We start from the raw sequence: 26854 nt of genomic DNA on the forward strand, positions 1-26854 counted from the left end.
TGACAGCAAGAATAATTCTTATTTTTATTCGTTATTCGCTGCCTGGCGGAACGTCAGGTTGTAACGACAGTCGCCGGTCAGGGGGTGATGGCCCGCTTTCAGCGGCTGGATGCCGTGGTAAAACAGCCGCGAAGGCCCGCCCCACACCACGACGTCGCCGTGCTCCAGCAGCAGGCGCTGCAGCGGATCGTTACGATGTAACCCGCCAAACTGAAACACAGCGGGCAGACCGAGCGACACCGAGACAATCGGCGCCCGCAGATCCGCTTCGTCTTTATCCTGATGCAGCGACAGCTTTGCCCCGATGCCATAGCGGTTTATCAGGCAGGCATCAGGCTGAAAGTCAGGGTAGCCCGCAGCCGTGGCGGCCGCCTGGCACAGTTGTGCAAACGCCTGCGGCATCGGCGGCCAATGCGCATGGGTGAGCGGGTCGAGGGGTGAATAGAGATAACCGCGCGCGTCGGTAGTCCAGCCCAGCGCGCCGCAGTTGGTCATCGCCACCGACATAGTGTATCCGCCTGGCGTTACCATCTGGCGAAACGGCGACAGGGCGGCTACCTGTCCGATGTCGTGCATAAGCTCAGGCGCGCACGCCAGCGCAAAACGGCGCAGGATCAGCGCGCCGGGGGCCAGAGGTTCATGCCAGGGTTCGGCGTCGGCAAACAGATCAAGCATTATTCCTCCTGCGGGTTGGCTTCGCGCTTAAGCAGCGCGGCTTTACGGGCCGCTCCCCAGCGATAGCCAGAGAGCCCGCCGTCGCTGCGCACCACCCGGTGGCAGGGAATGATAATCGCCAGTGTATTGGCAGCACAGGCCCGGGCAACCGCGCGCACTGCGCCAGGATTACCAATGGCGTTGGCCACCTGCTGGTAACTCGCCGTCTCTCCGCTGCGTATGGCGCGCAGCGCCTGCCAGACCTGCAATTGAAAAGCAGTCCCACGGATATCCAGAGGTAGAGTCAGCGCCAGGGCATGGTTATCGATACTGGCAATCACCTGATTCACTCGCGCCGCAAACGCGGCGTCAGCCTGCTCGCGCTGCGCGTGGGGAAACAGCGTCTCCAGCTCGGCAACCAGGCTGTGGTCGTCATCGCCGGGCAAAATCGCGCAGATCCCGCGCACGCTTTCCGCTACCAGGCAGCGGCCCAGCGCGCAGTCACTCAGAGCGTAATGCACGGTAGTGGATCCCCCTCCGCGGCGATACTGCTTCGCGGTCATCCCCAGCGCCGCATCGGCGTTGCGGTAATAGCTGCTGCTGTCGGGGAAACCGGCCGCCAGCACCGAGTCGGTGACCTTGTCGCCCAGCGCCAGAGCCTGACGAAGACGCTTCACCCGCGCCGCCTGCTGCCAGGCTTTAGGCGTCATGCCGGTCGCGGCTTTAAACAGCCGATGAAGATGGTACGGGCTCATCGCCACCGCCTGCGCCAGCTGCTCCAGCGTCAGAGGCTGATCCTGCTCGAGCAGACGGCAGGCTTTTTCGATGGTAGCAACGCGCTGCGCGTCAGGATCGCGCTGATCGGGGCGGCAGCGTTTGCAGGGGCGAAAACCGGCCTGCTCTGCCTGGTGGGCATCAGGATAAAAGCGGACATTCTCACGCAACGCGTGACGTGCCCGGCAGGAGGGTCGGCAGAAGATACCGGTAGTTTGTACGGCAAACACAAACTGACCGTCGGCATGGGGATCGCGGGCCAGCACCGCCAGCCAGCGCAGATCGTCGTTATTCAGGTTCGGGGTTTTCATGATCGGCTCCTTCTTTAAGCATACTCATACCCTGCCTGAGCGCCACCGATCATAAACCCGCAACCTTGCTTTTTAATTCGGTCCGTTCACCAGGAAGCTGGCGAATTGTGGGGACATCCAGGTTTTGTAACCTTCCCCTTCCCGGGTGATCATATACACCGCCAGACCTTGCTCACGCACGATCTCCTGGGCTTTTTCGGTGCCCAACACCATCAGGCCGGTATCCCAGGCATCCGCTTCCAGCGCGGTGGGTGCGATAACCGTCACCGACACCAGGTTATGCGTGATCGGGCGGCCGGTCTGCGGATCGATTACGTGCGAAATACGCTTTCCGTCCAGCTCATAATAGTTGCGGTAGCTGCCGGAAGTGCTGATGCCATGGCCGTTGATGTCGACAATCGCCTGCACCGCATTCTGCTGGTCGGTCGGTTTCTGGATCGCCACCCGCCACGGCTTATCGCTGGCGTTCATTCCCCGGCTAACCAGCGCCCCCCCCACTGAGACCAGATAGCGGGAGATCCCCTCTTCGGCCATCAGCGTCGCCAGATGATCCGCCGCAAAGCCTTCGCCTACGGTCGAGAGATCGACAAACAGATCCGGGATATCTTTTTCCAGATACTGCTTCCCGGACTGGTTGATCACCGTCAGATGCTGCAGGCCGGTTTGCGCCCGCGCATCGTCAATTTGCGCCTGTTCGGGGGTTGTCAGCGGCTGTTTATTGGGACCAAACCCCCACAGATTGACCAGCGGGCCGACGGTGATATCCATCGCTCCCTTGGTTTTATAGCCAACCCGCAGCGCTTCGGTGACGATGTCCGCCATCGCTTCACTCACCGGCCACGGCGAGGTGCTCTGCGACTGATTAAAGCGCATCAAGGCGGAATCGGGTTTATAGGTGGACATCAGCTGGTCATCGGCATCCAGCTGGGACTGAATTTTTGCGCGCAGTTCATCGGCTCGGGTTGCGGGGATATCCATGACGCTGACGCGCCAGAACGTACCCATCGTTTTGCCTTCCAGCACCGTCGCGGCGGCCGTCTCGACCTTTACCGGAGGGGAAGTGTTGTCACATGCAGCCAGCATAAAAAGTGTCGCCAGGAAGCCGACACGAAGAAAAGTAATTTCCATTCGTTATTATCCTCAAGCCTGAGACCGGCAAGAGTACACCAAAAAGTCGGGTTTGTAAGACCCTAATGTGGATGCCAAAAAAAGGGGCCGATTGGCCCCTTTTACAATACTGCGTGCGACTTAGAACTGGTAAACCAGACCCAGCGCTACGATGTCATCAGTGCTGATACCCGCCTGGCGAGTAAAGCTGCTGTCATCCAACAGGTTGATTTTGTAATCAACGTAGGTGGACATGTTTTTGTTGAAGTAGTAAGTCGCGCCAACATCAACATATTTCAGCAGATCCTGGTCGCCGAAGTTGTTGGTGCCGTTGCTCACGTCCTTACCTTTAGACTGCAGGTAAGCCACGGATGGACGCAGACCGAAGTCGAACTGGTACTGCGCAACCACTTCAAAGTTCTGCGCTTTATCAGCAAAACCGTAAACGGTGCTGTTGTTCTGAGAGTTACCAAAACGGGTCGCGTTGTAAGTCTGGGAGTACTGCGCTGCGAGGTACAGGTTGTTCGCGTCGTATTTCAGACCGCCGCTGTACACGTCAGCACGGTCGCCGTGACCGTACACGTCTGCACCGTTCTGGTCAGCAGTACGCTTGGAAGATGCTGCTGCTGCACCTACGCTGAAGCCTTCGCCCAGATCGTAAGTTACGGAGCCGCCGAATGCGTCGCCGTTCTGTTTCAGCAGGCTACGACCGGTGTCGTTTTCACCGCTGGCGCTGCCATTTTTGCCCTGATACTGCAGAGCAAAGTTCAGGCCATCAACCAGACCGAAGAAGTCCTGGTTACGGTAGGTTGCTACACCGTTAGCACGGGATTGCAGGAAGTTATCGGAACCGTAAGTGTCGCCGCCGAATTCTGGCAGCACGTCGGTCCAGGAGGTGACGTCATAAACAACGCCGTAGTTACGGCCGTAGTCGAAAGAACCCGCTTCAGCGAATTTCAGACCTGCGAAGGCAACACGCGTCCAGGACTGGTTGTCGCTTTCGGTGGTGTTACCCTGAACCTGGTATTCCCACTGACCGTAGCCGGTGATCTGATCGTTAACCTGGGTTTCGCCTTTGAAGCCGAGACGCATGTAGGTCTGATCGCCATCAGCACCTTTGTCATCAGAGAAATAGTGCAGACCATCAACTTTACCGTACAGATCTAATTTGTTGCCGTCTTTGTTATAAATTTCAGCCGCATTTGCTGCGCCCGCTACCAGCAGTGCTGGTACCAGGAGGGACAGGACTTTAACTTTCATTATTTTAACCCTCTGTTATATGTCTTTTATTATTGCCACTGCTTTCTGGTTGACCCTCTCAACCAGTCGGCAACTTCATTCTCCTCAAAAATACAGAATAATCCAACACGAATATGATACTAAAACTTTTAAGATGTTTCATTTTGCCATATTGGTGTTTCAATTTGTAAATTCAAGGGAACTTCTTGATCGCACGATTAGCTAAAAAATAAAGCATTAAAAATCAAAAAATACAAAACACATAGTAAAAACAATAGCTTACTTAATAATTTTTTATAGCACTGATTGACAAAACAAATTTCTCCCTCGCAGCTAGAATATCTCTCGCTATCATCATTAACTTTATTTATTACCGTCATTCAATTTTGAATGTCTGTTTATCTGTACTCAGCCGAATGCAATGCATTCGGTTTTTTTTTACCCTTCTTTACGCAAATTTAATTATCTGTGCTACCCGCTTGAAACTATAACCCCTATTAATCATCCTTCCGGTGAACATTTCCCCGCCCTAAAAATAGAGTGGATAATATAATTTCTTGTTTATTCGTGCTATTTATTCGGCGTTATTGCGGGCAATTTGTACAACTCTTCTCTCTGCGTACAAATTTAAAACAACGCCCCCGCCGCAAGTGAGCGGGATAAAAAGTCAGCCTCGCCGATGGCGCGGCGCTGGAAATTCGATTATTACTCTTTATACTGCCCTATTCGTCGCAAGCGCAGCCATAACGGGTCAAACACATCAATGAGTCAGTCAGAAACCACCGCCGCGAACAAATTCTCTCTGCTTCCGGGCAGCATCACCCGTTTCTTTCTTCTATTGATCGTTGTGCTGTTAGTGACCATGGGCGTGATGGTGCAAAGCGCGGTTAACACCTGGTTAAAAGACAGAAGCTATCAAATTGTGGACATCAGCCACGCGCTGCATAAACGCATCGATACGTGGCGCTACGCGACCTGGCAGATTTACGACAACATTGCGGCGACACCCACCACCTCTTCCGCTGCCGGTTTGCAGGAAACGCGCCTGAAGCAGGACGTCTACTATCTTGAAAAAACACGCCGCAAAACCGAAGCGCTGATTTTCGGTTCGCATGACAGCGCCACGCTTGAAATGACCCAGCGTATGTCTTCTTATCTGGATACGTTGTGGGGTGCCGAGACCGTGCCCTGGTCGATGTACTATCTCAACGGTCAGGACAACAGCATGATCCTGATCTCGACGCTGCCGCTGAAAGATCTCTCTTCGGGCTTTAAAGAATCGACGGTCGGCACGGTTGTTGACTCCCGTCGTGCGGAGATGCTGCAGCAAGCCAATGCACTGGACGAGCGCGAGAGCTTCTCTTCCCTGCGCCGACTGGCGTGGCAAAACGGCCACTACTTTACTCTGCGCACCACCTTCAACCAGCCAGGGCATCTGGCGACGGTGGTCGCCTTTGATCTGCCGATTAACGATCTGATCCCGCCGGATATGCCGCTGGAGAGCTTCCGCCTGGAACCGGATACCGCCGCTCAAAACCTGCGCGCGCCCAACGATAAAGAGAGCCCGGACAGCGTAGCGATCTCCTTTAACGGGTCGAAAATTGAGATTGCTTCCTCGCTGAACACCACCGGGATGCGTCTGGTCTGGCAGGTGCCGTTCGGTACGCTCCTGCTGGATACGCTGCAAAATATCCTGTTGCCGCTGCTGCTTAACATCGGGCTGCTGGCCCTGGCGCTGTTTGGCTACAGTACCTTCCGCTCACAGCCCGGCCGTCAGAGCGATCTCCCGGCCACCAGCGCCTCCAGCAACGAACTGCGGGTGCTGCGGGCATTAAATGAAGAGATCGTCTCCGTGCTGCCCCTGGGCCTGCTGGTGCACGATCAGGAAGCGAACCGGACGATTATCAGCAACAAAATTGCCGACCACCTGCTGCCGCACCTGAACCTGCAAAACATCACCAGCATGGCAGATCAGCATCAGGGGGTCATTCAGGCCACCATCAATAATGAGCTGTACGAGATCCGCCAGTTCCGCAGCCAGGTGGCCTCCCGGACGCAGATATTCATCATTCGCGATCAGGATCGCGAGGTGCTGGTGAATAAAAAGCTTAAGCAGGCGCAGAGACTTTACGAGAAGAACCAGCAGGGCCGGGCCGCGTTTATGCAGAATATTGGCGAAGCGTTTAAGCTGCCACTGAAGGCGCTGGCCAGCGAAGCGGCGCATTTAACCAGCCCGGAAAGCCTTCAGTTGTCGGGTCATGCCGATACGCTGGTGCGTCTGGTGGATGAGATCCAGCTCGCCAACATGCTCGAAAATGAGAGCTGGAAAAGCAGCGCAACGCTGTTCTCTATTCAGGATCTGATCGACGAAGTGGTACCGGAAGTGTTGCCGGTGATTAAGCGCAAAGGGCTGCAGCTGCTGATTAACAATCCGCTGCCCGCCAACGATGAGCGCCACGGCGACCGTGACGCGCTGCGCCGGATCCTGCTGATGCTGATCCAGTATGCGGTCACCACTACCCAAATCGGTAAAATCACCCTCGAAGTGGGCAACGACGAATCTGCCGAAGATCGTCTGACCTTCCGTATCCTCGATACCGGAGAAGGGGTCACGACCAGCGAGATCGACAATCTGCACTTCCCGTTCCTCAATGATACGCAGAATGATAATTACGGCAAAGCGAATGCCCTCACCTTCTGGCTCTGCGATCAACTGGCGCGTAAGCTCGGCGGCCATCTGAACATTAAAGCACGCGAATCGCTTGGCACCCGTTACTCGCTGCATGTCAAAATGCCTGCCAGCCCGCAGGAAGCGGAAGATGACGAACGCCTGCTGGATGAGGTGGTGGCCATGGTGGACGTCACTTCGAATGAGATCCGCAGTATCGTGGTGCGTCAGTTGGAAAACTGGGGGGCAACCTGCATTTCGCCGGATGAAAGGCTGGCAAGTCAAGAATATGATCTCTTTATAACGGATAATCCGTCTAATCTTACTGCCTCGGGCTTGCTTTTAAGCGATGATGAGTCTGGCGTGCGCAAAATAGGCCCCGGTCAGGTGCGCGTTAACTTTAATATGAGCAATGCTATGCAGGAAGCTGTACTACAACTAATAGAGGAGCAGCTGGCGCAGGAAGCGACCCCGGAATCCCCACTGGGCGGTAATGAAAATGCCGAACTTCAGGCCAGCGGTTATTATTCGCTCTTTGTAGACACAGTACCAGATGATGTTAAGAGGTTGTATACTGAGTCGGCCGCGAACGATTTTGCGGCGCTGGCTCAGACAGCACACCGGCTTAAAGGGGTGTTTGCCATGCTTAATCTGGTTCCAGGCAAGCAATTATGTGAAACGCTGGAACATCTTATTCGCGAGAAAGATGCCGCCAGCATAGAAAAATACATCAGCGACATTGACGCCTATGTCAAAAGCTTGCTGTAGCAAGGTAGCCCTATACATGAACAATATGAACGTAATTATTGCCGATGACCATCCGATTGTACTGTTCGGTATTCGCAAATCACTTGAACAGATCGAATGGGTGAACGTTGTTGGTGAATTTGAAGATTCCACAGCACTGATTAACAATTTGCCAAAACTTGATGCCCACGTACTCATCACCGACCTTTCCATGCCTGGAGATAAGTACGGTGACGGGATTACGCTTATCAAGTACATCAAGCGCCACTTCCCGAGCATTTCGATTATCGTGCTGACCATGAACAACAACCCGGCCATCTTAAGCGCCGTGCTGGAACTCGATATCGAAGGGATTGTCCTGAAACAGGGCGCACCTACCGATCTGCCAAAAGCGCTCGCTGCGCTGCAGAAAGGGAAGAAATTTACCCCGGAAAGCGTCTCTCGCCTGCTGGAAAAAATCAGCGCGGGCGGTTACGGCGACAAACGTCTGTCACCGAAAGAGAGCGAAGTGCTGCGCTTGTTCGCAGAAGGCTTCCTGGTCACCGAGATTGCCAAAAAGCTGAACCGCAGCATTAAGACCATCAGTAGCCAGAAGAAATCGGCAATGATGAAGCTGGGTGTGGAAAACGATATCGCCCTGCTGAACTATCTCTCTTCTGTGACGCTGAGTCCGGCAGATAAAGATTGATTCTGTAAGACGCCGGGTGGCGAGGTAAACGCAAAAAGGCAACGTCAGTTGCCTTTTTTTATGTTTGCGCCCTCTCCCGGCGGGAGAGGGTTTGGGTGAGGGCATCAGGCCCCCCTTACACCCGCGTTTTCCTCACCCGCTCGGCGTACACCGTCAGCGTCTGCTTTAACACGTCCAGCGTCACTGGTTTGGACAGGCAGCTGTCCATTCCCGACTCCAGACAGCGCTGCTTCTCTTCTGCCAGGGCGTTAGCCGTCACGCCCACCACCGGCAGCGTCAGGCCAAGCTGGCGAATACGCTGGGTCAGTCGATAACCGTCCATATTCGGCATGTTGACGTCGCTCAGGACAATGTCGATATGGTTTTTGCTCAACACGTTCAAGGCATCCACGCCGTCATTCGCCGTTTTACACTGATAGCCCAGCGAACCGAGCTGGTCAGCCAGCAGGCGGCGGTTGATCGGATGGTCATCGACCACCAGAATCATCATGTCTTCGTTCAGCGATTGCTCCGACTCCGGCGACGGCAGTGCGTTGCTGGTACCCCCGGCCTCCATTTCTACGCGATAAATTCGCGCAAGCAGAGCGATCAGCTCGTGCGGCGATGCCACGCTGTTCACCCACTCCCCATGAGCGTACTCCAGCGGAATACCGATATGGCGTCGGCAGAAGATCACCGCCGCTTTGCCCTGCCACGGCTGCGCCAGTTCATCGTCAGCGATTAACATATCTTCCGCATCCGGCGTTTGACCGGCGTATCGCGCCACGCGAATGCCGCTTTGGGTCAGCAGTGACTCGAGGAAGGTAAACAGCGATGCGTTATTGACCGCCAGCCAGCAGCGCTTGTCGCTCAGGCCTTCTGGCGATGCGTTGTCCGATGGCTGCGCGGCATACAGCGGAATACGGATGGTGAACTGGCTGCCCATGCCCGGCTCAGTATCTACCGAGATATCGCCGTCCATCATGCTAATCAGCTTTTCACAAATCGCCAGCCCCAGCCCGGTCCCCTGGAAGTTACGCTGCACCCCGGTACCCACCTGGAAGAAGGGGTCGAACAGTTTAACCACCTCTTTGGCCGGAATACCCACCCCGGTGTCGCGCACCCGGATGCTCAGGTAGTCCCCTGCCCTGGACACATGCATAACAATGCAGCCCATGTCGGTGAATTTAATGGCATTGCTGAGCAGGTTTGAAATGACCTGCTGGAGGCGCATCGGATCGCCCTCCAGCGTTACCGGCACATCCGGTTCAATAAAGCAGTACAGCCCCAGCTGCTTACGCACCACCAGCGGCAGATAGTTGGCACTGATATGGCTCATCACCTCGCGCGGGGAGAATTCCCGCGGTTCAATTTTCAGCTGCTCCGATTCAATTTTCGAGAAATCGAGAATATCGCTGATGATTTTCAACAGCAGGCTGGAGGAGTTATTCATCGCCGTCACCAGACGATCGACACCCCGCGGCAGCTCTTTGGTTTGCAGCAGATCGAGGTTACCGATAATGCCATACAGCGGAGTACGCAGCTCATGGCTGACGGTGGCGAGGAACATCGATTTCGACTGGCTGGCCTGCTCCGCGGCCTGGGCCATGTCCTGCAGTGACTCTTCCATTTTGACGCGCGCAGAGACGTCCACCAGTACGCAGATGGCCACGTTTTCGTTGCGATAGCGCGAATGGACAAAGCTGATTTGCAGATTGGTGTTGTTGCTGGTCAGCACATCGACAAAGTTGACCTGCTGACCACAAATAATTTGCGTCAGCCGCTGTCGGTCCTCATGGGTCAGCATGTTCAGGTAATTGTGCGCCAGCTCGTTACTCAGGATATTGGTCCCGTCGAGGGTGCGCAGAATGCAGATCCCAACCGGAGCAGAAGCGACTATCTTGCGGTTGAACTGCTCATGCTCTTCAAGTCGCTGGGCGTCGATCTCCGCCGGGATAAAGATTTTACGCTCGTACATTCGCGCCAATGTGAACAGCGCCACCCCCACCAGCACGTTCAGCAGAACCGAGTTGAGGATCAACATGCGGATCCGTTCCAGCACCATATCCACTGGAACTGAGTAGACAATGCTCAGCGACGACGGCGGCAGGCTTTTTTTCAGCACCAGTTCGCGGAACCCGGACGTATAGCCAAAGAACGAGCGCTCCTGCATCCAGCGTGGATCGACCTTCAGGCGGCTTTCCGGCCCCACCAGTGAAATAAGGGAATGGCCATTTTCATCAAGGATGGTCACCCCCATTGGCAGCGTGCCCGGGGTGAAAAAGTTTTCCATGCGGATGGTTTGTTCTGTACCGAGCATCGCCTGCAGGCGGTTACCCAGATAGACCGGGGTCAGGGCATAGAAATACCCCACGCCCAGGCGCGGTCCCTGGCTTATCCAGAACAGATTATTGCCGCGCTCGTCCTGAGGTGCATCGCGGTATTTTACGATCCGCTCGTGCAGGCTTTTCAGCGCATTGTCGCGTTCCACCGGCATATCGCGCAGGCCAAAGTCGGCCATGCACAGGTTTTCGCTGCCAATCAAAAAGACACGGTTTAGATCGTAGGCGGCCGAGAAGTTATCGCGCCAGTAGCGCATAAACCACGCCAGCGACTCGAGGGAACCGCGCCAGGCATTGCCCATCACCGAGCAGTCGGAATCCGGGAACAGCGGCTCAAAGTTGGGCACATCGGCTTTGCTGTCGCGTCCACGCGTCGCCAGAATGCCGTTCTCCGCCGTCAGACGATTCTCGGCGATGTACTTGAGTTCCTTCATCACGTCCGAGGTGCGCTGGATATAGCGCTGGGACTGATCGAAGCTAAGATTAAATTCCTGACGGATCTCCGATTCCTTCTGGTGCAGGGCATTAACGATGTAAAACACCGAAAATAGGGCAATCAGCAGCCAGATCAGGAGCGCCAGCGCCCGAAAAAGATAACGAGAAACTTTCAGCGTGGTTCGAAAGGAGACGAGGTATTTCAAGGGGGCGAGGCTCCGCCGTCAGGGTCATAAGGAATGGGTTAAGGTAGCGGTAAATCACCGCCGTCGCAATGTTCGGTTGTCTGCAATTCAGCTGCGCGGCAAAAGAAAAGGGCCGGAAACCGGCCCTTTATCATCAGGAGACATTACTCGGCGTCGTCGTCCGCCACATCGTCGTCGGTGTCGGCTTCTGGCGCGATTTCGTCGTCGCCTTCTGCCGCACTGCCGTCGATGGAATCGAGCTCTTCGTCATCCACCGGCTCAGCGACACGCTGCAGACCCACCACGTTTTCGTCTTCCGCAGTACGGATGAGGATCACGCCCTGAGTATTACGACCCACCACGCTGATTTCCGACACGCGAGTACGCACCAGCGTACCGGCATCGGTGATCATCATGATCTGATCGGTATCCGTCACCTGTACCGCGCCAACAACGGAACCGTTACGCTCGGTCACTTTGATGGAGATAACGCCCTGGGTGCCGCGAGACTTGGTTGGATACTCGGTCTCAGCGGTACGTTTACCGTAACCATTCTGCGTTACGGTCAGGATCGCACCATCACCACGCGGCACAATCAGGGAAACAACACGGTCTTCACCCGCCAGTTTGATACCGCGCACGCCGGTCGCCGTACGACCCATTGCGCGCACTGCGCCCTCTTTGAAGCGCACCACTTTACCGGCAGCAGAGAACAGCATCACTTCGTCGGAACCGGAGGTCAGATCCACGCCAATCAGTTCGTCGCCTTCGTTCAGGTTGACGGCAATAATGCCGGCAGAACGCGGACGGCTGAACTCGGTCAGGGCGGTTTTCTTCACGGTGCCGCTGGCGGTCGCCATAAAGACGTTCACACCTTCAGCATACTCGCGAACCGGCAGGATTGCGGTGATACGCTCGTTCTGCTCCAGCGGCAGCAGGTTGACGATTGGACGTCCACGCGCGCCACGGCTTGCTTCCGGCAGCTGATAGACCTTCATCCAGTACAGACGACCGCGGCTGGAGAAGCAGAGGATCGTGTCATGGGTGTTGGCCACCAGCAGGCGGTCGATAAAGTCTTCTTCTTTAATGCGTGCTGCCGATTTGCCTTTACCACCACGACGCTGTGCTTCGTAGTCGGTCAACGGCTGATATTTCACATAGCCCTGGTGAGACAGGGTGACCACCACGTCTTCGCGGTTGATCAGATCTTCAATGTTGATATCAGAGCTGTTTGCGGTGATTTCAGTGCGACGCTCATCGCCAAACTGATCGCGGACCAGTTCCAGCTCTTCGCGGATCACTTCCATCAGACGATCGGCGCTGCCCAGAATGTGCAGCAGTTCAGCAATCTGTTCCAGCAGCTCTTTGTACTCGTCGAGCAGTTTTTCGTGCTCAAGGCCGGTCAGTTTCTGCAGACGCAGATCCAGAATTGCCTGGGCCTGCTGTTCAGTCAGGTAATACTGACCGTCACGCACGCCAAACTCGGGCTCCAGCCACTCCGGACGGGCAGCATCATCGCCCGCACGTTCCAGCATCGCGGACACGTTACCCAGCGCCCACGGCTGTGCGACTAATCCTGCTTTCGCTTCCGCAGGGGTTGGCGCACGACGGATCAGCTCGATGACCGGATCGATGTTAGCCAGCGCAACGGCCAGTGCTTCAAGGATGTGTGCACGGTCGCGCGCTTTGCGCAGTTCGAAAATAGTACGGCGAGTCACCACTTCACGGCGGTGACGCACGAACGCGCCGAGGATATCTTTCAGGTTCATGATCTTCGGCTGACCATGGTGCAGTGCCACCATGTTGATACCGAAGGAAACCTGAAGCTGGGTCAGGGAGTACAGGTTATTCAGTACCACCTCACCCACTGCGTCACGTTTGATTTCAATGACGATGCGCATGCCGTCTTTATCAGACTCATCGCGCAGGGCACTGATACCTTCAATGCGTTTCTCTTTGACCAGCTCGGCAATTTTCTCGATCAGGCGCGCTTTGTTCACCTGATACGGAATTTCGTGGACGATGATCGTCTCACGGCCGGTTTTGGCGTCAGCTTCGACTTCGGCGCGGGCACGAATATAAATTTTGCCGCGACCGGTGCGGTACGCTTCTTCAATGCCACGGCGGCCATTGATAATGGCGGCGGTCGGGAAGTCCGGACCCGGGATGTATTCCATCAGCCCTTCAATGCTGATGTCTTCATCGTCGATATACGCCAGACAGCCGTTGATCACTTCTGTGATGTTGTGCGGCGGAATGTTGGTCGCCATCCCTACAGCGATACCGGACGAACCGTTCACCAGCAGGTTAGGGATCTTGGTTGGCATCACTTCCGGAATTTTTTCCGTGCCGTCGTAGTTATCGACGAAATCAACGGTGTCTTTTTCCAGGTCGGCCATCAGCTCGTGAGCGATTTTCGACATACGGATTTCGGTATAACGCATCGCCGCAGCGGAGTCGCCATCGACCGAACCGAAGTTACCCTGACCATCAACCAGCATGTAACGCAGTGAGAATGGCTGCGCCATACGTACGATGGTGTCGTACACCGCGGAATCACCATGAGGATGGTATTTACCGATTACGTCACCAACGACACGGGCAGATTTTTTGTAGGCTTTATTCCAGTCATTGCCCAATACGTTCATGGCGTATAGTACGCGACGGTGTACCGGCTTAAGTCCATCGCGGACATCCGGTAGCGCACGGCCAACAATGACCGACATCGCATAATCCAGATAGGAGCTCTTAAGCTCTTCCTCGATGTTAACCGGTGTAATTTCTCTCGCAAGGTCGCTCATCTAACCGCTATCCCTCTACTGTATCCCGGATTCAAAGGTCGCAAATTATAACACAGCCATAGTGATAGAGGTAAACCAATACGGTTTATTCACGCCAGCCAACTGATATACTCCCGGGTCTGAACAAAAAAGGAGTAAAAGCGCCCATGAATGCCGAAAAAACGCCGGTGGTTCACAACGTTGACCATCAAGAGATCGCCAAATTTGAAGCCGTCGCCTCGCGCTGGTGGGATCTTGAAGGTGAGTTTAAACCGCTGCACCGTATTAACCCGCTGCGCCTCGGCTATATCGCCGAACGTTCCGGCGGCCTGTTCGGTAAAAAGGTGCTGGATGTAGGCTGCGGTGGCGGCATCCTGGCTGAGAGCATGGCGCGCGAAGGCGCAACGGTCATCGGACTGGATATGGGCTTTGAGCCGCTGCAGGTGGCGCGTCTGCATGCGCTGGAAAGCGGTATTCAGGTTGAGTATGTTCAGGAGACGGTCGAAGCGCATGCCCAGAAGTTCGCCCATCAGTATGACGTTGTCACCTGCATGGAGATGCTCGAGCACGTTCCGGATCCGCAATCGGTCGTGAGAGCCTGCGCGGAACTGGTGAAGCCGGGTGGACAGGTCTTCTTCTCGACCATCAACCGTAACGGCAAAGCGTGGCTGATGGCGGTGGTCGGTGCGGAGTATGTGCTGCGCATGGTGCCGAAAGGCACACACGACGTGAAAAAGTTCATCAAACCGGCGGAATTGCTGAGTTGGGTAGATCAGACCTGGCTCAAGGAGCAGCACATGACCGGCCTGCATTACAATCCGTTAACGGACAAGTTCAAACTGGCACCGGGTGTGGATGTTAACTACATGCTGCACACAACCGCAAAAAAAGACTAACGTCAGTACTTGCTTTTCTAAAGATTGCGCAGCATCCGTTGCGCAATTCTCTCCTCGCGATGAAGAAATCAGCACTCGATCAAATTTTCGATTTTTTTTGCTGAATATTGACATCTCGTCCAGGCCTTACAGTACGTGGACTTAGCCTTTATTACGCTTTAGCAACCTGAATTTAACTTCAAAAGCAACTCTTGTGCTGAAAAGAATCCTTACTAGAATACTCACCATCTTGCGTTATTCTTATCGTAAAACCCCTACATATAGTATTTATCCACAGCAGTCTGTGGATAAGCGGGGGATATTTTCTTTTTTCACGGACAGGTAAAAACCCACATGAATCAGAGTCTGCTGGTGACAAAGCGCGACGGTGCTACCGAGCGTATCAATCTGGACAAAATCCATCGTGTTCTCGACTGGGCAGCAGAAGGACTGAATAACGTATCAATTTCTCAGGTTGAACTGCGATCCCATATCCAGTTCTATGACGGCATTAAAACCTCTGATATCCACGAAACCATCATCAAAGCCGCGGCCGATCTGATCTCCCGCGATGCACCGGATTATCAGTACCTCGCAGCCCGTCTGGCGATTTTCCACCTGCGTAAAAAAGCGTACGGCCAGTTTGAGCCGCCAGCGCTGTTCGATCATGTGGTGAAAATGGTTGAGTTGGGCAAATATGACACGCATCTGCTGGAAGACTACACGGAAGAAGAGTTCAAGCAGATGGACGGGTTTATCGATCACTGGCGTGATATGAATTTCTCCTACGCGGCGGTGAAGCAGCTCGAAGGCAAATACCTGGTGCAGAACCGCGTCACCGGTGAGATCTACGAGAGCGCTCAGTTCCTGTACATCCTGGTCGCGGCCTGCCTGTTCTCGGGCTACCCACGCGACACCCGCCTGACCTACGTGAAGCGGTTCTATGACGCGGTCTCTACCTTTAAAATTTCGCTGCCAACGCCGATCATGTCCGGCGTGCGTACTCCAACACGTCAGTTCAGCTCCTGCGTGCTGATCGAGTGCGGCGATAGCCTCGACTCCATCAACGCCACCTCCAGCGCGATTGTGAAATACGTTTCCCAGCGTGCCGGTATCGGCATCAATGCCGGTCGCATTCGTGCGCTGGGCAGCCCAATCCGTGGCGGTGAAGCGTTCCATACCGGCTGTATTCCGTTCTACAAACACTTCCAGACCGCAGTGAAGTCCTGCTCCCAGGGCGGCGTGCGTGGCGGTGCTGCGACCCTGTTCTATCCGATGTGGCATCTGGAAGTTGAAAGCCTGCTGGTGTTAAAAAACAACCGTGGCGTGGAAGGCAACCGCGTGCGCCACATGGATTACGGCGTGCAGATCAACAAGCTGATGTACACCCGCCTGCTGAAAGGCGACGACATCACGCTGTTCAGCCCATCCGACGTGCCTGGCCTGTATGATGCCTTCTTCGCCGATCAGGACAAATTTGAACGTCTGTACGTGCAGTACGAAAACGACGACAGCATCCGTAAGCAGCGTGTGAAAGCCGTTGAACTGTTCTCCCTGATGATGCAGGAACGTGCGTCGACCGGTCGTATCTACATTCAGAACGTCGATCACTGCAACACCCACAGCCCGTTCGATCCAGCTGTTGCGCCGGTGCGCCAGTCCAACCTGTGTCTGGAAATCGCCCTGCCGACCAAACCGCTGGACGATGTGAACGACGAGAGCGGCGAAATCGCGCTCTGTACGCTGTCAGCCTTTAACCTCGGTGCTATTAAGAGCCTGGATGAGCTGGAAGAACTGGCGGTGCTGGCGGTACGTGCGCTGGATGCCCTGCTGGACTATCAGGATTACCCAATCCCGGCGGCAAAACGCGGGGCAATGGGGCGTCGTACGCTGGGTATTGGCGTGATTAACTATGCCTACTGGCTGGCGAAAAACGGTAAGCGTTATTCCGACGGCAGCGCCAACAATCTGACGCACCAGACCTTTGAAGCTATTCAGTATTATCTGCTGAAAGCCTCTAACGAACTGGCAAAAGAGCAAGGCGCTTGCCCGTGGTTCAATGAAACCACTTACGCCAAAGGCGTGATGCCAATTGACACTTACAAGAAAGACCTGGATGCGATCGTCAATGAGCCGCTGCATCTTGACTGGAATGGACTGCGTGAGTCGATTCAGACGCACGGTCTGCGTAACTCCACGCTCTCTGCCCTGATGCCGTCCGAGACCTCCTCGCAGATCTCTAACGCCACCAACGGTATTGAGCCACCGCGCGGTCATGTCAGCATCAAAGCGTCGAAAGATGGGATCCTGCGTCAGGTGGTGCCGGACTATGAACTGCTGAAGAACAACTATGAACTGCTGTGGGAAATGCCGAATAACGACGGCTATCTGCAGCTGGTTGGCATCATGCAGAAATTCATCGACCAGTCTATCTCGGCGAACACCAACTACGATCCATCCCGCTTCTCGTCTGGGAAAGTGCCGATGCAGCAGTTGCTGAAAGACCTGCTCACCGCCTATAAGTTTGGTGTGAAGACCCTGTACTATCAAAACACCCGCGACGGTGCAGAAGATGCGCAGGGCGATCTGGTGCCTTCTATTCAGGACGACGGCTGCGAAAGCGGCGCATGTAAGATTTAATGTAAATGCCGGGTAGCGCTTCGCTTACCCGGCCTACGATTTTGTTTGTCTGACTGACAAAATCTCTCACAGGACACACTCATGGCATACACCACCTTTTCACAGACGAAAAACGACCAGCTCAAAGAGCCGATGTTCTTCGGCCAGCCGGTTAACGTGGCGCGCTACGATCAGCAAAAATATGACATCTTCGAAAAGCTGATTGAAAAGCAACTCTCCTTCTTCTGGCGTCCGGAAGAGGTTGATGTTTCTCGCGACCGCATCGACTTCCAGGCCCTGCCAGAGCATGAAAAGCATATCTTCCTCAGCAACCTGAAATATCAGACGCTGCTGGACTCTATCCAGGGACGTAGCCCGAACGTGGCGCTGCTGCCGTTGATCTCTATTCCAGAGCTGGAAACCTGGGTTGAAACCTGGGCGTTCTCAGAGACCATCCACTCCCGCTCCTACACCCATATCATCCGTAACATCGTTAACGATCCGGCAATCGTGTTTGACGATATCGTGACCAACGATCAGATCCTGAAGCGTGCCCAGGGTATTGCACACTACTACGACGATCTGATTGAGATGACCAGCTACTGGCATCTGCTGGGTGAAGGCACGCACACTGTCAACGGCAAAACCGTGACCGTGAACCTGCGTGAATTGAAGAAGAAACTGTACCTGTGCCTGATGAGCGTGAATGCGTTGGAAGCGATCCGCTTCTACGTTAGCTTCGCCTGCTCCTTCGCCTTTGCTGAACGCGAGCTGATGGAAGGGAACGCCAAAATCATCCGCCTGATCGCCCGCGATGAAGCCCTGCACCTGACCGGTACCCAGCATATGCTGAACCTGCTGCGCAGCGGCGTGGATGACCCGGAAATGGCTGAAATCGCTGAAGAGTGCAAACAGGCGAGCTATGACCTGTTTGTTGAAGCGGCAGTGCAGGAAAAAGAGTGGGCAGAATACCTGTTCCAGGACGGTTCAATGATCGGCCTGAACAAAGACATTCTCTGCCAGTACATTGATTACATCACCAATATCCGCATGCAGGCGGTAGGACTGGATCTGCCGTTCCAGACTCGCTCCAACCCTATTCCGTGGATCAACACCTGGCTGGTGTCGGATAACGTGCAGGTTGCGCCGCAGGAAGTGGAAGTGAGCTCTTACCTGGTCGGTCAGATTGATGCTGAAGTCAACACTGACGATCTGAGCAGCTTCGAGCTCTGATGAGCCGCGTGACCCTTCGTCTTTCTGGCACAGAACTCCTGTGCCAGGAAGAGCATCCCTCTCTGCTGATTGCGCTAGAATCCCACCAGGTCGAAGTCGAATACCAGTGCCGCGAAGGCTACTGCGGCTCCTGCCGCTGCCGGCTGATCGCGGGCCAGGTTGACTGGCTCACCGAACCGCTGGCGTTTATCAGCGAAGGGGAAATTTTGCCCTGCTGCTGCCGGGCAAAAGGCGATATCGAAATCGAGATGTAACCCACTGCGATTACGGCAGGAACAGCGTGTCGACCACGTTGATCCAGCCATGCTCACTGGCAACCGGCTTCCCGTTCAGCCAGCGACGCAGCATATTGAGTGCCATCATCGCGCAAACTTCCTGACGGATCGCCATGCTGTAACGTGTGGCGCTCATTTTCATCCGCAGCGCATGGGTGCCTTCCGGCGTGGAAAGCGCAATGTTGAGATGCTCCTCTTCCAGACCTGATACCGCCAGCGCCAGTCCGGCGAAATGTTTTACCCGTCGTTCGGCAGCCCAGTGCGCCGTTTGCGCCAGCGTTTCTTCCTGAGAAGGCACCACTTCACTTGCCAGCAGCGGCGTATCGGCTCTGGAGAGCTGGAGAGCCAGCAGTCCACCGGTGAGCTGTTCGCTTAAGGTCAGGCTCAGCTGTCGAGCCTGCAGCTCACGGGCAATTTGCGCCGGTAAGCCCTCGGTCCCTTCAAATATTAAACTTTCTCCCGCCACGCGCTGCACTTCGGGCCACAGCGCCAGCATGGCAGCCTTCTCGGTTGCCGGACCGGTTAATTTCAGTTCGATAATCGGCATAGATGAGCGGTAGCCCATCGAGACGCCTGCCGGAAGCTGCAGGTGATCGAGGCTCTGTGCTAAATCGCTCTCTGAACGGCCAAAGGTGGTCAAGCGTAAGCAGAGCGGCGGTTCAGGTAAGGTAAAGCGCGCCCGCAGGCGAGGCAGGATCTCTTTTTCAACCATCACCTTAAATTCGGACGGTACGCCGGGGGTGAAAAACATCAGGCAGCGATTAAGCTGAACGGCAAAACCACAGGCGGTGCCGACCGGATTGTCGACTAACTCCGCGCTGGCAGGAATTTCGGCCTGTTTGCGGTTGCTGGGTGCCATCACCCTGCCACGTTCGCTGAAGAATTGCTCCATATGGCTGAGCCACTCAGCATGCAGCACCAGCTCTTCACCTTTGGCCGTTGCGGCGGCCAGCGCGCTCAGGTCGTCGCTGGTCGGACCGAGGCCGCCATTGACGATCAGCACATCCGCATGCTCACTGCGCTCGCGCAGGATGTTCACCAGCGCCTCCAGCGAGTCGCCAACGGTGTTACGGCGCGTTAAAGGTAATCCTTGCTCAAAGAAAAGATCCGCCAGCCAGGCTGCATTGGTATCGGTAATTTGCCCGTGCAGTACTTCATCGCCGGTGGACAGCATCTCCACGTTTATCATTGTGTTCTCCCGCTTATGTGGTGAAAACACTATAACGCAAACGGATGCCGGGGGAAGAGAGAAACAAGGCGCGGCAGAAGGCCGCGCCAGAGGGATCAGAAACCTGCGCTCACACCAACGTATGGGCCATCGGCAATTGCGCTATCGCGGTTGCCGTCTTTACCCGCCAGGTTGACGTAACGGTAGCCTGCTTCGAGGGTAATAGGACGCATGATGGTCCAGCGCGCACCGGCATTCGCTTCTTCGTAGCTATCAATACCGCTGGAGAGGGAGTCCGGAGAGTAGTAGTACTCGCCAAACAGGCCAAAGCTGTCGCCGATTTTCCACTGCAGACCGCCACCGACGGCTGCCGCATAGCCTTCATCGCCTGCTTTCGGGTTGGTGTAGATCCCTTTTCCGCCGACGGTCGCCAGGAACGGACCGAGAGGAATATTCAGGCCCAGACCCAGGCTTGCGATATCACCTTCATCATCGTTGTTCGTCCAGTTACCGCTCAGCGCCAGACCCGACGTTTCAGTACCAAAACCGAAACCAAGGTTGGTGTAGTCCTCACCGGCCTGACCGCTGATGGAAATCGCGTTCGCCGCTGCAGAAACAAACATCAGGCCGCCCAGGCCCAGTAATGCCACTTTTTTCATTGTCGTGATCCCACACAATTAATTATCGAAAGTCCCAAACCGCGTGATTTTAACGTGAGTTCGCCAGCGATCAATACTGATGTGAGGCAATGGATAATTAGATTGTAACGAGTTGATACTCACAGGTTTTAACAATGTTAAATAATGGAAAACAGATTATTCAGTACGCCCTGATGCGCCGGGCCGAAGGGGAAAACGACAACGGGAGTACAGGCTCCCGTTGTTTGTGCTGGTTTAATGTCTGGCCTGCTCGACAATCTCGGGAGGTAGACCGATCAATTTTGTTACCTTTTCCGGCTACAGGCCATTACTCAGCATCGCTTTCGCAATACGCAGCGCTGGCTACGAAAAACCGCATCATGCGGTGTCGGTGAAGATGGGCTGTGCATATTTTCCCTTGCGCCAGTGCCTTGACCCGCACCATAGCACAGCTTTAGCAAGGGGAAAGTCTGGAGATTTCCTTCCCCGAGAAGGTTCGCAAATCAGCCCTTCAACGACTGATGAACCCACTGTTGCAGGGCGCGGCGGGAAATTTTAATGCCGCCATTTTTAAGTTCGGCAGGTAGCACCAGCCAGTGTACTGGCTGCTGAAAGCGCGCCAGCTTGTCGCTGAGCCAGTGAGGCAGCTGCGCAATATCCGCTCCGCTCTCACATTCAACCACCGCCACCGGGCGTTGACCAAATTCGGCATCGTCGAGCGGCACCACAAACACCTGACTGACCTGCGGATGGGTGCCGATCACGCGCTCGACCTCTTCCGGCTGGATCCCTTCCCCGCCGCTAAAAAAGAGATTGTCCATCCGCCCGAGGATCGTCAGACGTCCGTCTGCCATCTCGCCGCGATCGCGCGTGGCCAACCAGCCCTGCGCATTACCGATCGGCACGAGTTTGCCGTCACGCCAGTAGCCACTGGCCATACTGGCGGCTTTGATCCACACTTCACCCTCAACCAGTTGGACTTCGCGGCCGGGCAGCGCGCATCCGACATCGGCATTGCCATCTGCCTCTTTGGCACAGACCGTGGAGGCAAATTCCGTCAGGCCATACCCGCACCAGCTGCGAATGCCGCGGCTCGCCGCACGACGGGCGAGGTCAACCGGGATCGCGGCTCCGCCCAACAGCACCGCGGTTAACGCCACTTCGGCACCAGAATTGAGCAGACGCCAGAGCTGGGTGGGCACCAGCGACGCATGAGTACAGCCCTGCAGCATCTGTTCCAGAGGCTGCTTTTCGCAAACCGTCAGCCTGGCACCCGCCACCAGCCAGCGCCATAAAATGCCCTGCCCGGAAACGTGAAACAGCGGCAGGGAGAGCAGCCAGTCGTCGTCAGCTCCGAAGGGCATAAGCGCCAGTACACCTTCGGCGCTGGCAACGTGCGCCGCGCAGGTATGTACCGCCGCCTTTGGCAGCCCGGTCGAGCCAGAGGTTAGGGTCATGGTCGCCAGCCGCGCGGGTTGCCAGACCGCACCCGCACTGCCGTGAGGGTTCAGCATTCTCAGTGGCGACAGGTGGGGATAACCGCCATCTCCGTTGAGCACCAGCGCAAAACGCAGCGTTAACGACGGCAGGAGAGTTTCCAGCAACGGTCGCGGCAGCTGCGGATTGACCGGCAGGATACGCACGCCACATTGCAGCAGCGCCAGCCACGCCAGCAGCGTGTCGGGATGGTTATGCGCCTGCAGCATCACCCCATCACCTTCACGCACGCCCTGCTGCACAAAACCGCTCGCCAGCGCATCAATGCGCTGGCAGAGTTGGTCCCAGCTCAGACACACCCCGCTAAGCCGCAGCGCCGGTTTGTCCGCATGCTGCGCACGCCAGTGTCGCCACGGCCAGTCGGAGAAGATCATAGCAGCGGCTCCAGCGCCTCTGGCCCCAGATGCGGCAGCGTATTGCCCGGCCAGGTTCGCAGCAGCTGTGCCTGCATCAGGTTCAGAGTATCCAGCCCGGGAACGGTATCTGGCGTAAGCCAGGCGGCGATCCGCGCCAGCTGGGTCAGGCCGAGGCTCGATTCAATCGACGAGCTGATCACTGCCGTCAGCCCCTGCGCCTGTGCGGCGTTCACCTGCTCGCGCACCTTCGCGATGCTGCCGGTCAGCGTGGGTTTGATCACCACGGCGCGAACGCCCGGCTCGGCAACAAACCGGAAATCATCTTCGCGCAGGCTTTCATCCCAGGCGATAGCAATCCCGGTCTCGCGGGCAAACGCCAGCGAGTCAGCGCGGGTTTTGCACGGTTCCTCGAGAAATGCGATCCGCTCCCGGTATGCCGGGTTGACGTACTTCGCAAACTGCTGCGCTTTTAGCGGCGTCCAGGCGCGATTGGCATCAAGGCGCAGACGCAGATCCGGGATGGCTTCCAGTAACAGATTGGCCACCATGCCATCGCGGACCGCTTCATACAGGCCAACCTTGATTTTCGCGACTTTCTCGCCCGGCATGGCGGCGAGCACGGCAAACAGTTCGTCCGGATCGCCGGTACAAAGCGGCGCAGCGCGATAGTCAGCCTCTTGCGGGAGGGTTCCCTCCAGCTCCGCCAGCGCGCAGCTGATGCCAAAATCCACTGAAGGCAGGCCCGGCAGCAGCGGTTCACCGCCGTCGCGCCAGGCCAGACTCCACGCCCGCAACGCAGCCTCGGCGTCATCCCGCGACTCACGGCTAAAGCCCGGCAAGGGGGCAATCTCTCCCCACCCTTCCCGGTCTGCCATTTGCAGATGAACAAACAGCCCGTCCCGGGTTTTTAACCGCCTGTCGCGCAGCACTACGCCCGCATCCATCGGTATCTGCCAGCGGTAAACCTGCGCGCTGCGCATTACGGATTCCGTTTGTATTTGCTGAAGTCCGGCTGACGCTTCTCATTGAAGGCGTTGCGTCCTTCCTGGCCTTCTTCAGTCATGTAGAACAGCATGGTGGCGTTACCCGCCAGCTCCTGCAATCCGGCCTGACCGTCGCAGTCGGCGTTCAGCGCCGCTTTCAGGCAGCGCAGCGCCATCGGGCTGTTTTGCAGCATTTCACGACACCAGCGCACGGTCTCTTTTTCGAGCTCGGCAACCGGTACAACGGTGTTAACCAGCCCCATATCCAGTGCTTCCTGGGCGTTGTACTGGCGGCACAGGAACCAGATTTCACGCGCTTTTTTCTGCCCGACGATCCGCGCCATGTAGGATGCGCCCCAGCCGCCGTCGAAGGAGCCGACTTTCGGGCCGGTCTGGCCGAAGATGGCGTTTTCCGCCGCAATCGTCAGGTCACACATCATGTGCAGCACGTGGCCACCGCCGATGGAATAGCCCGCGACCATCGCCACGACCGGTTTCGGGCAAGTACGGATTTGACGCTGGAAGTCGAGCACGTTCAGATGGTGCACGCCAGAGTCATCCTGATAGCCGCCGTAGTCGCCGCGTACTTTTTGATCGCCGCCAGCGCAGAAGGCTTGTTCACCTTCCCCGGTCAGCACGATCACGCCGATGTTGTCGTCATAACGGGCATCCGCCAGCGCCTGAATCATCTCTTTAACAGTTACCGGGCGGAACGCGTTGCGCACCTGCGGGCGGTTGATGGTGATTTTGGCGATCCCGTCAGCCGATTTGTGGTAGCGAATGTCGGAATAGCCTTCGGAGCAGTCCTGCCATTCCACTGGGGCGTACAACATGTTTTCATCAGGGTAGATCATAGCGTGTCCTTAATGGGAAGACGGAGTATCTGAGCCAGACGCTCGACCACCGCACCGGGGTTTTCCCGGTGAGCGTTGTGTCCGGCATGCGGAATTTTATGGCGAATGGCGGCAAGTTCACTGGCAATAAATCTGAACTTGTCGTCCTGCTCGCCATAAATAAAGTAAAACGGGTCTGGGTACTCAGCGAGCGCAACCCGTAAATCAGGTTGTTCGCCGAGCGAGGTGGCCTGCAGCATGGCGGCAAGCGTTGCGCCGTTATTGCGGCTGCGCAGTGCGACCAGTTGCTGGCGTTGTTCATCGGTTAAATGGGCAAATACCGGCTGCTGATACCAGTCGGCAAATACCGCCTCAAGCGGCTCATCGCGAAAGCGGGCCGCCCAGCGTACATCGGCGGTCCGGCGGCTGGCGCGTTGCTGCGCATTGCTAAGCCCCGGATGTGCGCCTTCGACGATCAGCCCCCGTAGCCCGTCCGGGCGCTGGCAGGCGTGATACAGCGCAATGCGGCCGCCGAGGGAATATCCCACCAGCCAGTAATTGAGTATGTTGTAACTAACAAGGGTGGCATTCAGCAACGTACTGACCGCGTGAAAATCGTTCACCGTAATGTGCGCCGAGTCGCCGTGGCCCGGCAGATCCAGATACAGCCGGGGACAGGCGTCAAACCGCGCCCCGACCTGCTGCCATTCGTGGCGATCGCCGGAGAAACCGTGCAGGAATACCAGCCAGGGCTGGTCCGCATTGCCGGTGCGTTGTTCGCCTGCGAGGATCACAGGTGGCTGACCTGCGCCAGCAGGTTTTGCAGCATCTGCGCCCCGTCGCTGTCATTAACCACCACTTCAATCAACGTCGTTTTCGGCTTACTCCACGCCGCCTTCAGCGCACTCTCCAGTTCTGCCCAGCTTTCCGGGCGCTGATAGCGCAGGCTGAACATCGCCGCCGCATGTTCAAACTGCACATTTTGCGGCATCAGATAAAAGCGCTCGCGCTCGCTCTGCGGCGTCGGCAGCAGGGAGAAAATCTGCCCGCCGTTATTATTGATAATCATCAGCACAAACGGCGCTGAGGTCTGGCGCAGCAGCGCCAGCGCGTTGAGGTCATACAGGGCCGACAGATCGCCGACGATAGCCAGCGTCGGACGGGCGTTAGCGCGCTGAACGCCGGCGGCAGTCGATATCAGGCCATCAATCCCGCTGGCTCCCCGGTTGCTAAACACCGGATACCCCGCCGGGAGCCGGGATAACGCATCAATTAGCCTGACCACCAGGCTGTTGCCGACAAACAGTTGCCCTTGTTCGGGCAGATAGCGACGAATATGGTGCGCCAGCTGTGCTTCACCGAAGGCATCGCTGTGCTCTGCTGTGAGCTGCCAGGCCTGACGAGAAAGCGCCGGGATCGCTGTGGCCCACGGGGCGCGCTTCTCCGCCGGATGCTGTTCCAGCCAATCGGCAACGGTCGAAATCAGCCGACGTCCGCGATGATGCGCGGGATCCAGCCGCCCTTCCAGCCCATCGACCAACCAGTACTCTTCCGGGCTACAGGTAGCCTGCCACTGCAGGAGGCGTTTACCGGTCAGGCTGGCGCCGAGCTGAATCACAATTTGCGCATCCTGCAGTTCGGTAACCGCTTTCGCATTACCCAGCCACAGGTCGGCACACGGCAGCGGTTGCCCGGTCTGGGAAAGCACATCGCCAATCAGCGGCCAGCCCAGGGTTTGCGCCCACTCTGCCGCCAGCTTGCCTTCGGCGGCGCTCATTCTGCCGGCCACTACCACGCCGCGCTTCTGTCGCCAGAAGAACCAGTCGCGCTGTTTAGGGCTTTCGAGTACAACCGGCGTCCGCAGCCATGGCTTATCGCTTTGCCACCAGTCACCCAGCGCCTGCTGCCAGTCCAAATCGACATCATCCATTTCGCCATACAGCGGCTCGGCAAACGGGCAGTTGATGTGCAGTGCGCCAGCGCGCAGGGTAGAAAGCGCGTTATCCACCGTCGACACCAGCCAGCGGGCGGGGATATCACGGGTTGGGCGCGGCAGCGACAGCGTTTCAGAAGGATGCGAGGCAAAGATGCCCGGCTGGCGAATGGCCTGGTTGGCGCCGCAGTCAATCAGCTCCGGCGGACGATCTGCGGTCAGCAGCACCAGCTTTTCGCCGGTCAGCCCGGCCTCAATCAGCGCCGGATACAGATTCGCCACCGCCGTACCCGAGGTGACAATCACCGCCACCGGCGCATTGCTGGCTTTCGCCAACCCAAGCGCCAGGTGGCCGAGACCGCGTTCATCAAAATGGGTGTGATGAATAAAGCCACGGTTTTCGGCTGCGGCCAGGGTCAGCGGCGTTGAGCGTGAGCCCGGCGCAATGCAAATATGCCTGACGCCATGGCGGGTCAGGGCTTCAAGGATCACCGCCGCCCAGCGTCGGTTAAAAGAACTCACTGACATGGATTTG

Annotated in this window: 19 protein-coding genes; 6 read left to right on the forward strand and 13 right to left on the reverse strand. The window is 56.4% G+C overall.

The window, feature by feature from the left end; all coding sequences use genetic code 11:
• Positions 1-24: 24 nt before the first annotated feature.
• From alkB to M8013_RS16305, 4 genes are all read right to left on the reverse strand, one after another.
• Complete coding sequence (alkB, locus tag M8013_RS16290) at positions 25-675, reverse strand: DNA oxidative demethylase AlkB (RefSeq protein WP_271268835.1); 651 nt, start codon at positions 673-675, stop codon at positions 25-27.
• The gene (gene ada / locus M8013_RS16295) at positions 675-1739 is read right to left on the reverse strand and encodes a bifunctional DNA-binding transcriptional regulator/O6-methylguanine-DNA methyltransferase Ada (RefSeq protein ID WP_271268836.1); all 1065 of its coding nucleotides are present in this window, start codon (positions 1737-1739) and stop codon (positions 675-677) included. Before ada ends, alkB begins: the two co-directional genes overlap by 1 nt.
• 72 nt (positions 1740-1811) lie before the next feature.
• On the reverse strand, positions 1812-2867 hold the full coding sequence (gene apbE, locus M8013_RS16300) for an FAD:protein FMN transferase ApbE (protein WP_271268837.1): 1056 nt from the start codon (positions 2865-2867) through the stop codon (positions 1812-1814).
• A 120-nt stretch (positions 2868-2987) separates the two neighbouring features.
• Positions 2988-4106 (reverse strand): porin OmpC, encoded by a 1119-nt coding sequence (locus M8013_RS16305; protein WP_271268838.1) that lies wholly within the window; start codon positions 4104-4106, stop codon positions 2988-2990.
• Between the two features lie 742 nt (positions 4107-4848).
• On the opposite strand from M8013_RS16305, the gene rcsD reads away from it, so the two are divergent.
• Both rcsD and rcsB read left to right on the forward strand, forming a co-directional pair.
• A complete protein-coding gene (rcsD, locus tag M8013_RS16310; protein WP_271268839.1) occupies positions 4849-7521 on the forward strand; it encodes a phosphotransferase RcsD in 2673 nt (890 codons plus the stop codon).
• Positions 7522-7537: 16 nt separating this feature from the next.
• Positions 7538-8188 carry a response regulator transcription factor RcsB gene (gene rcsB / locus M8013_RS16315; RefSeq protein WP_271268840.1) on the forward strand — a complete coding sequence of 217 codons (651 nt, stop codon included), beginning with the start codon at positions 7538-7540 and terminating at the stop codon, positions 8186-8188.
• A gap of 115 nt (positions 8189-8303) precedes the next feature.
• Here the strand turns inward: rcsB and rcsC are convergent, their stop codons facing one another.
• On the reverse strand, positions 8304-11150 hold the full coding sequence (gene rcsC, locus M8013_RS16320; RefSeq protein WP_271268841.1) for a two-component system sensor histidine kinase RcsC: 2847 nt from the start codon (positions 11148-11150) through the stop codon (positions 8304-8306).
• A 143-nt stretch (positions 11151-11293) separates the two neighbouring features.
• Positions 11294-13930, reverse strand: coding sequence for a DNA topoisomerase (ATP-hydrolyzing) subunit A (gene gyrA, locus M8013_RS16325; protein WP_271268842.1), 2637 nt, complete (start codon positions 13928-13930; stop codon positions 11294-11296).
• Positions 13931-14076: 146 nt separating this feature from the next.
• On the opposite strand from gyrA, the gene ubiG reads away from it, so the two are divergent.
• From ubiG to yfaE, 4 genes are all read left to right on the forward strand, one after another.
• Positions 14077-14805 (forward strand): bifunctional 2-polyprenyl-6-hydroxyphenol methylase/3-demethylubiquinol 3-O-methyltransferase UbiG, encoded by a 729-nt coding sequence (ubiG, locus tag M8013_RS16330; protein WP_271268843.1) that lies wholly within the window; start codon positions 14077-14079, stop codon positions 14803-14805.
• 333 nt (positions 14806-15138) lie between these two features.
• Positions 15139-17424, forward strand: coding sequence for a class 1a ribonucleoside-diphosphate reductase subunit alpha (nrdA, locus tag M8013_RS16335; RefSeq protein WP_271268844.1), 2286 nt, complete (start codon positions 15139-15141; stop codon positions 17422-17424).
• An 81-nt stretch (positions 17425-17505) separates the two neighbouring features.
• Positions 17506-18636 (forward strand): class Ia ribonucleoside-diphosphate reductase subunit beta, encoded by a 1131-nt coding sequence (gene nrdB, locus M8013_RS16340; RefSeq protein ID WP_271268845.1) that lies wholly within the window; start codon positions 17506-17508, stop codon positions 18634-18636.
• Complete coding sequence (gene yfaE / locus M8013_RS16345; RefSeq protein ID WP_271268846.1) at positions 18636-18890, forward strand: class I ribonucleotide reductase maintenance protein YfaE; 255 nt, start codon at positions 18636-18638, stop codon at positions 18888-18890. The genes nrdB and yfaE overlap by 1 nt, the downstream gene beginning before the upstream one ends.
• Positions 18891-18900: 10 nt before the next feature.
• Here the strand turns inward: yfaE and M8013_RS16350 are convergent, their stop codons facing one another.
• The 7 genes from M8013_RS16350 to menD form a co-directional block, all read right to left on the reverse strand.
• Entirely contained in the window at positions 18901-20100 is a 1200-nt protein-coding gene (locus M8013_RS16350; protein ID WP_271268847.1) for a nicotinamide mononucleotide deamidase-related protein YfaY, read from the reverse strand.
• A gap of 95 nt (positions 20101-20195) precedes the next feature.
• Entirely contained in the window at positions 20196-20738 is a 543-nt protein-coding gene (locus M8013_RS16355) for a YfaZ family outer membrane protein (protein ID WP_271268848.1), read from the reverse strand.
• A gap of 482 nt (positions 20739-21220) precedes the next feature.
• Positions 21221-22588, reverse strand: coding sequence for an o-succinylbenzoate--CoA ligase (gene menE, locus M8013_RS16360; RefSeq protein WP_271268849.1), 1368 nt, complete (start codon positions 22586-22588; stop codon positions 21221-21223).
• Positions 22585-23550: an o-succinylbenzoate synthase gene (menC, locus tag M8013_RS16365; RefSeq protein WP_271268850.1), complete on the reverse strand. Its 966-nt coding sequence runs from the start codon at positions 23548-23550 to the stop codon at positions 22585-22587. Before menC ends, menE begins: the two co-directional genes overlap by 4 nt.
• The gene (gene menB, locus M8013_RS16370; protein ID WP_271268851.1) at positions 23550-24407 is read right to left on the reverse strand and encodes a 1,4-dihydroxy-2-naphthoyl-CoA synthase; all 858 of its coding nucleotides are present in this window, start codon (positions 24405-24407) and stop codon (positions 23550-23552) included. Before menB ends, menC begins: the two co-directional genes overlap by 1 nt.
• A complete protein-coding gene (menH, locus tag M8013_RS16375) occupies positions 24404-25180 on the reverse strand; it encodes a 2-succinyl-6-hydroxy-2,4-cyclohexadiene-1-carboxylate synthase (protein ID WP_271268852.1) in 777 nt (258 codons plus the stop codon). Before menH ends, menB begins: the two co-directional genes overlap by 4 nt.
• A complete protein-coding gene (menD, locus tag M8013_RS16380; RefSeq protein ID WP_271268853.1) occupies positions 25177-26847 on the reverse strand; it encodes a 2-succinyl-5-enolpyruvyl-6-hydroxy-3-cyclohexene-1-carboxylic-acid synthase in 1671 nt (556 codons plus the stop codon). The genes menH and menD overlap by 4 nt, the downstream gene beginning before the upstream one ends.
• Between the last annotated feature and the right edge of the window lie 7 nt (positions 26848-26854).

Origin of the sequence: Silvania confinis, assembly GCF_025564085.1 — a bacterium.
Lineage (GTDB): Bacteria > Pseudomonadota > Gammaproteobacteria > Enterobacterales > Enterobacteriaceae > Enterobacter > Enterobacter confinis.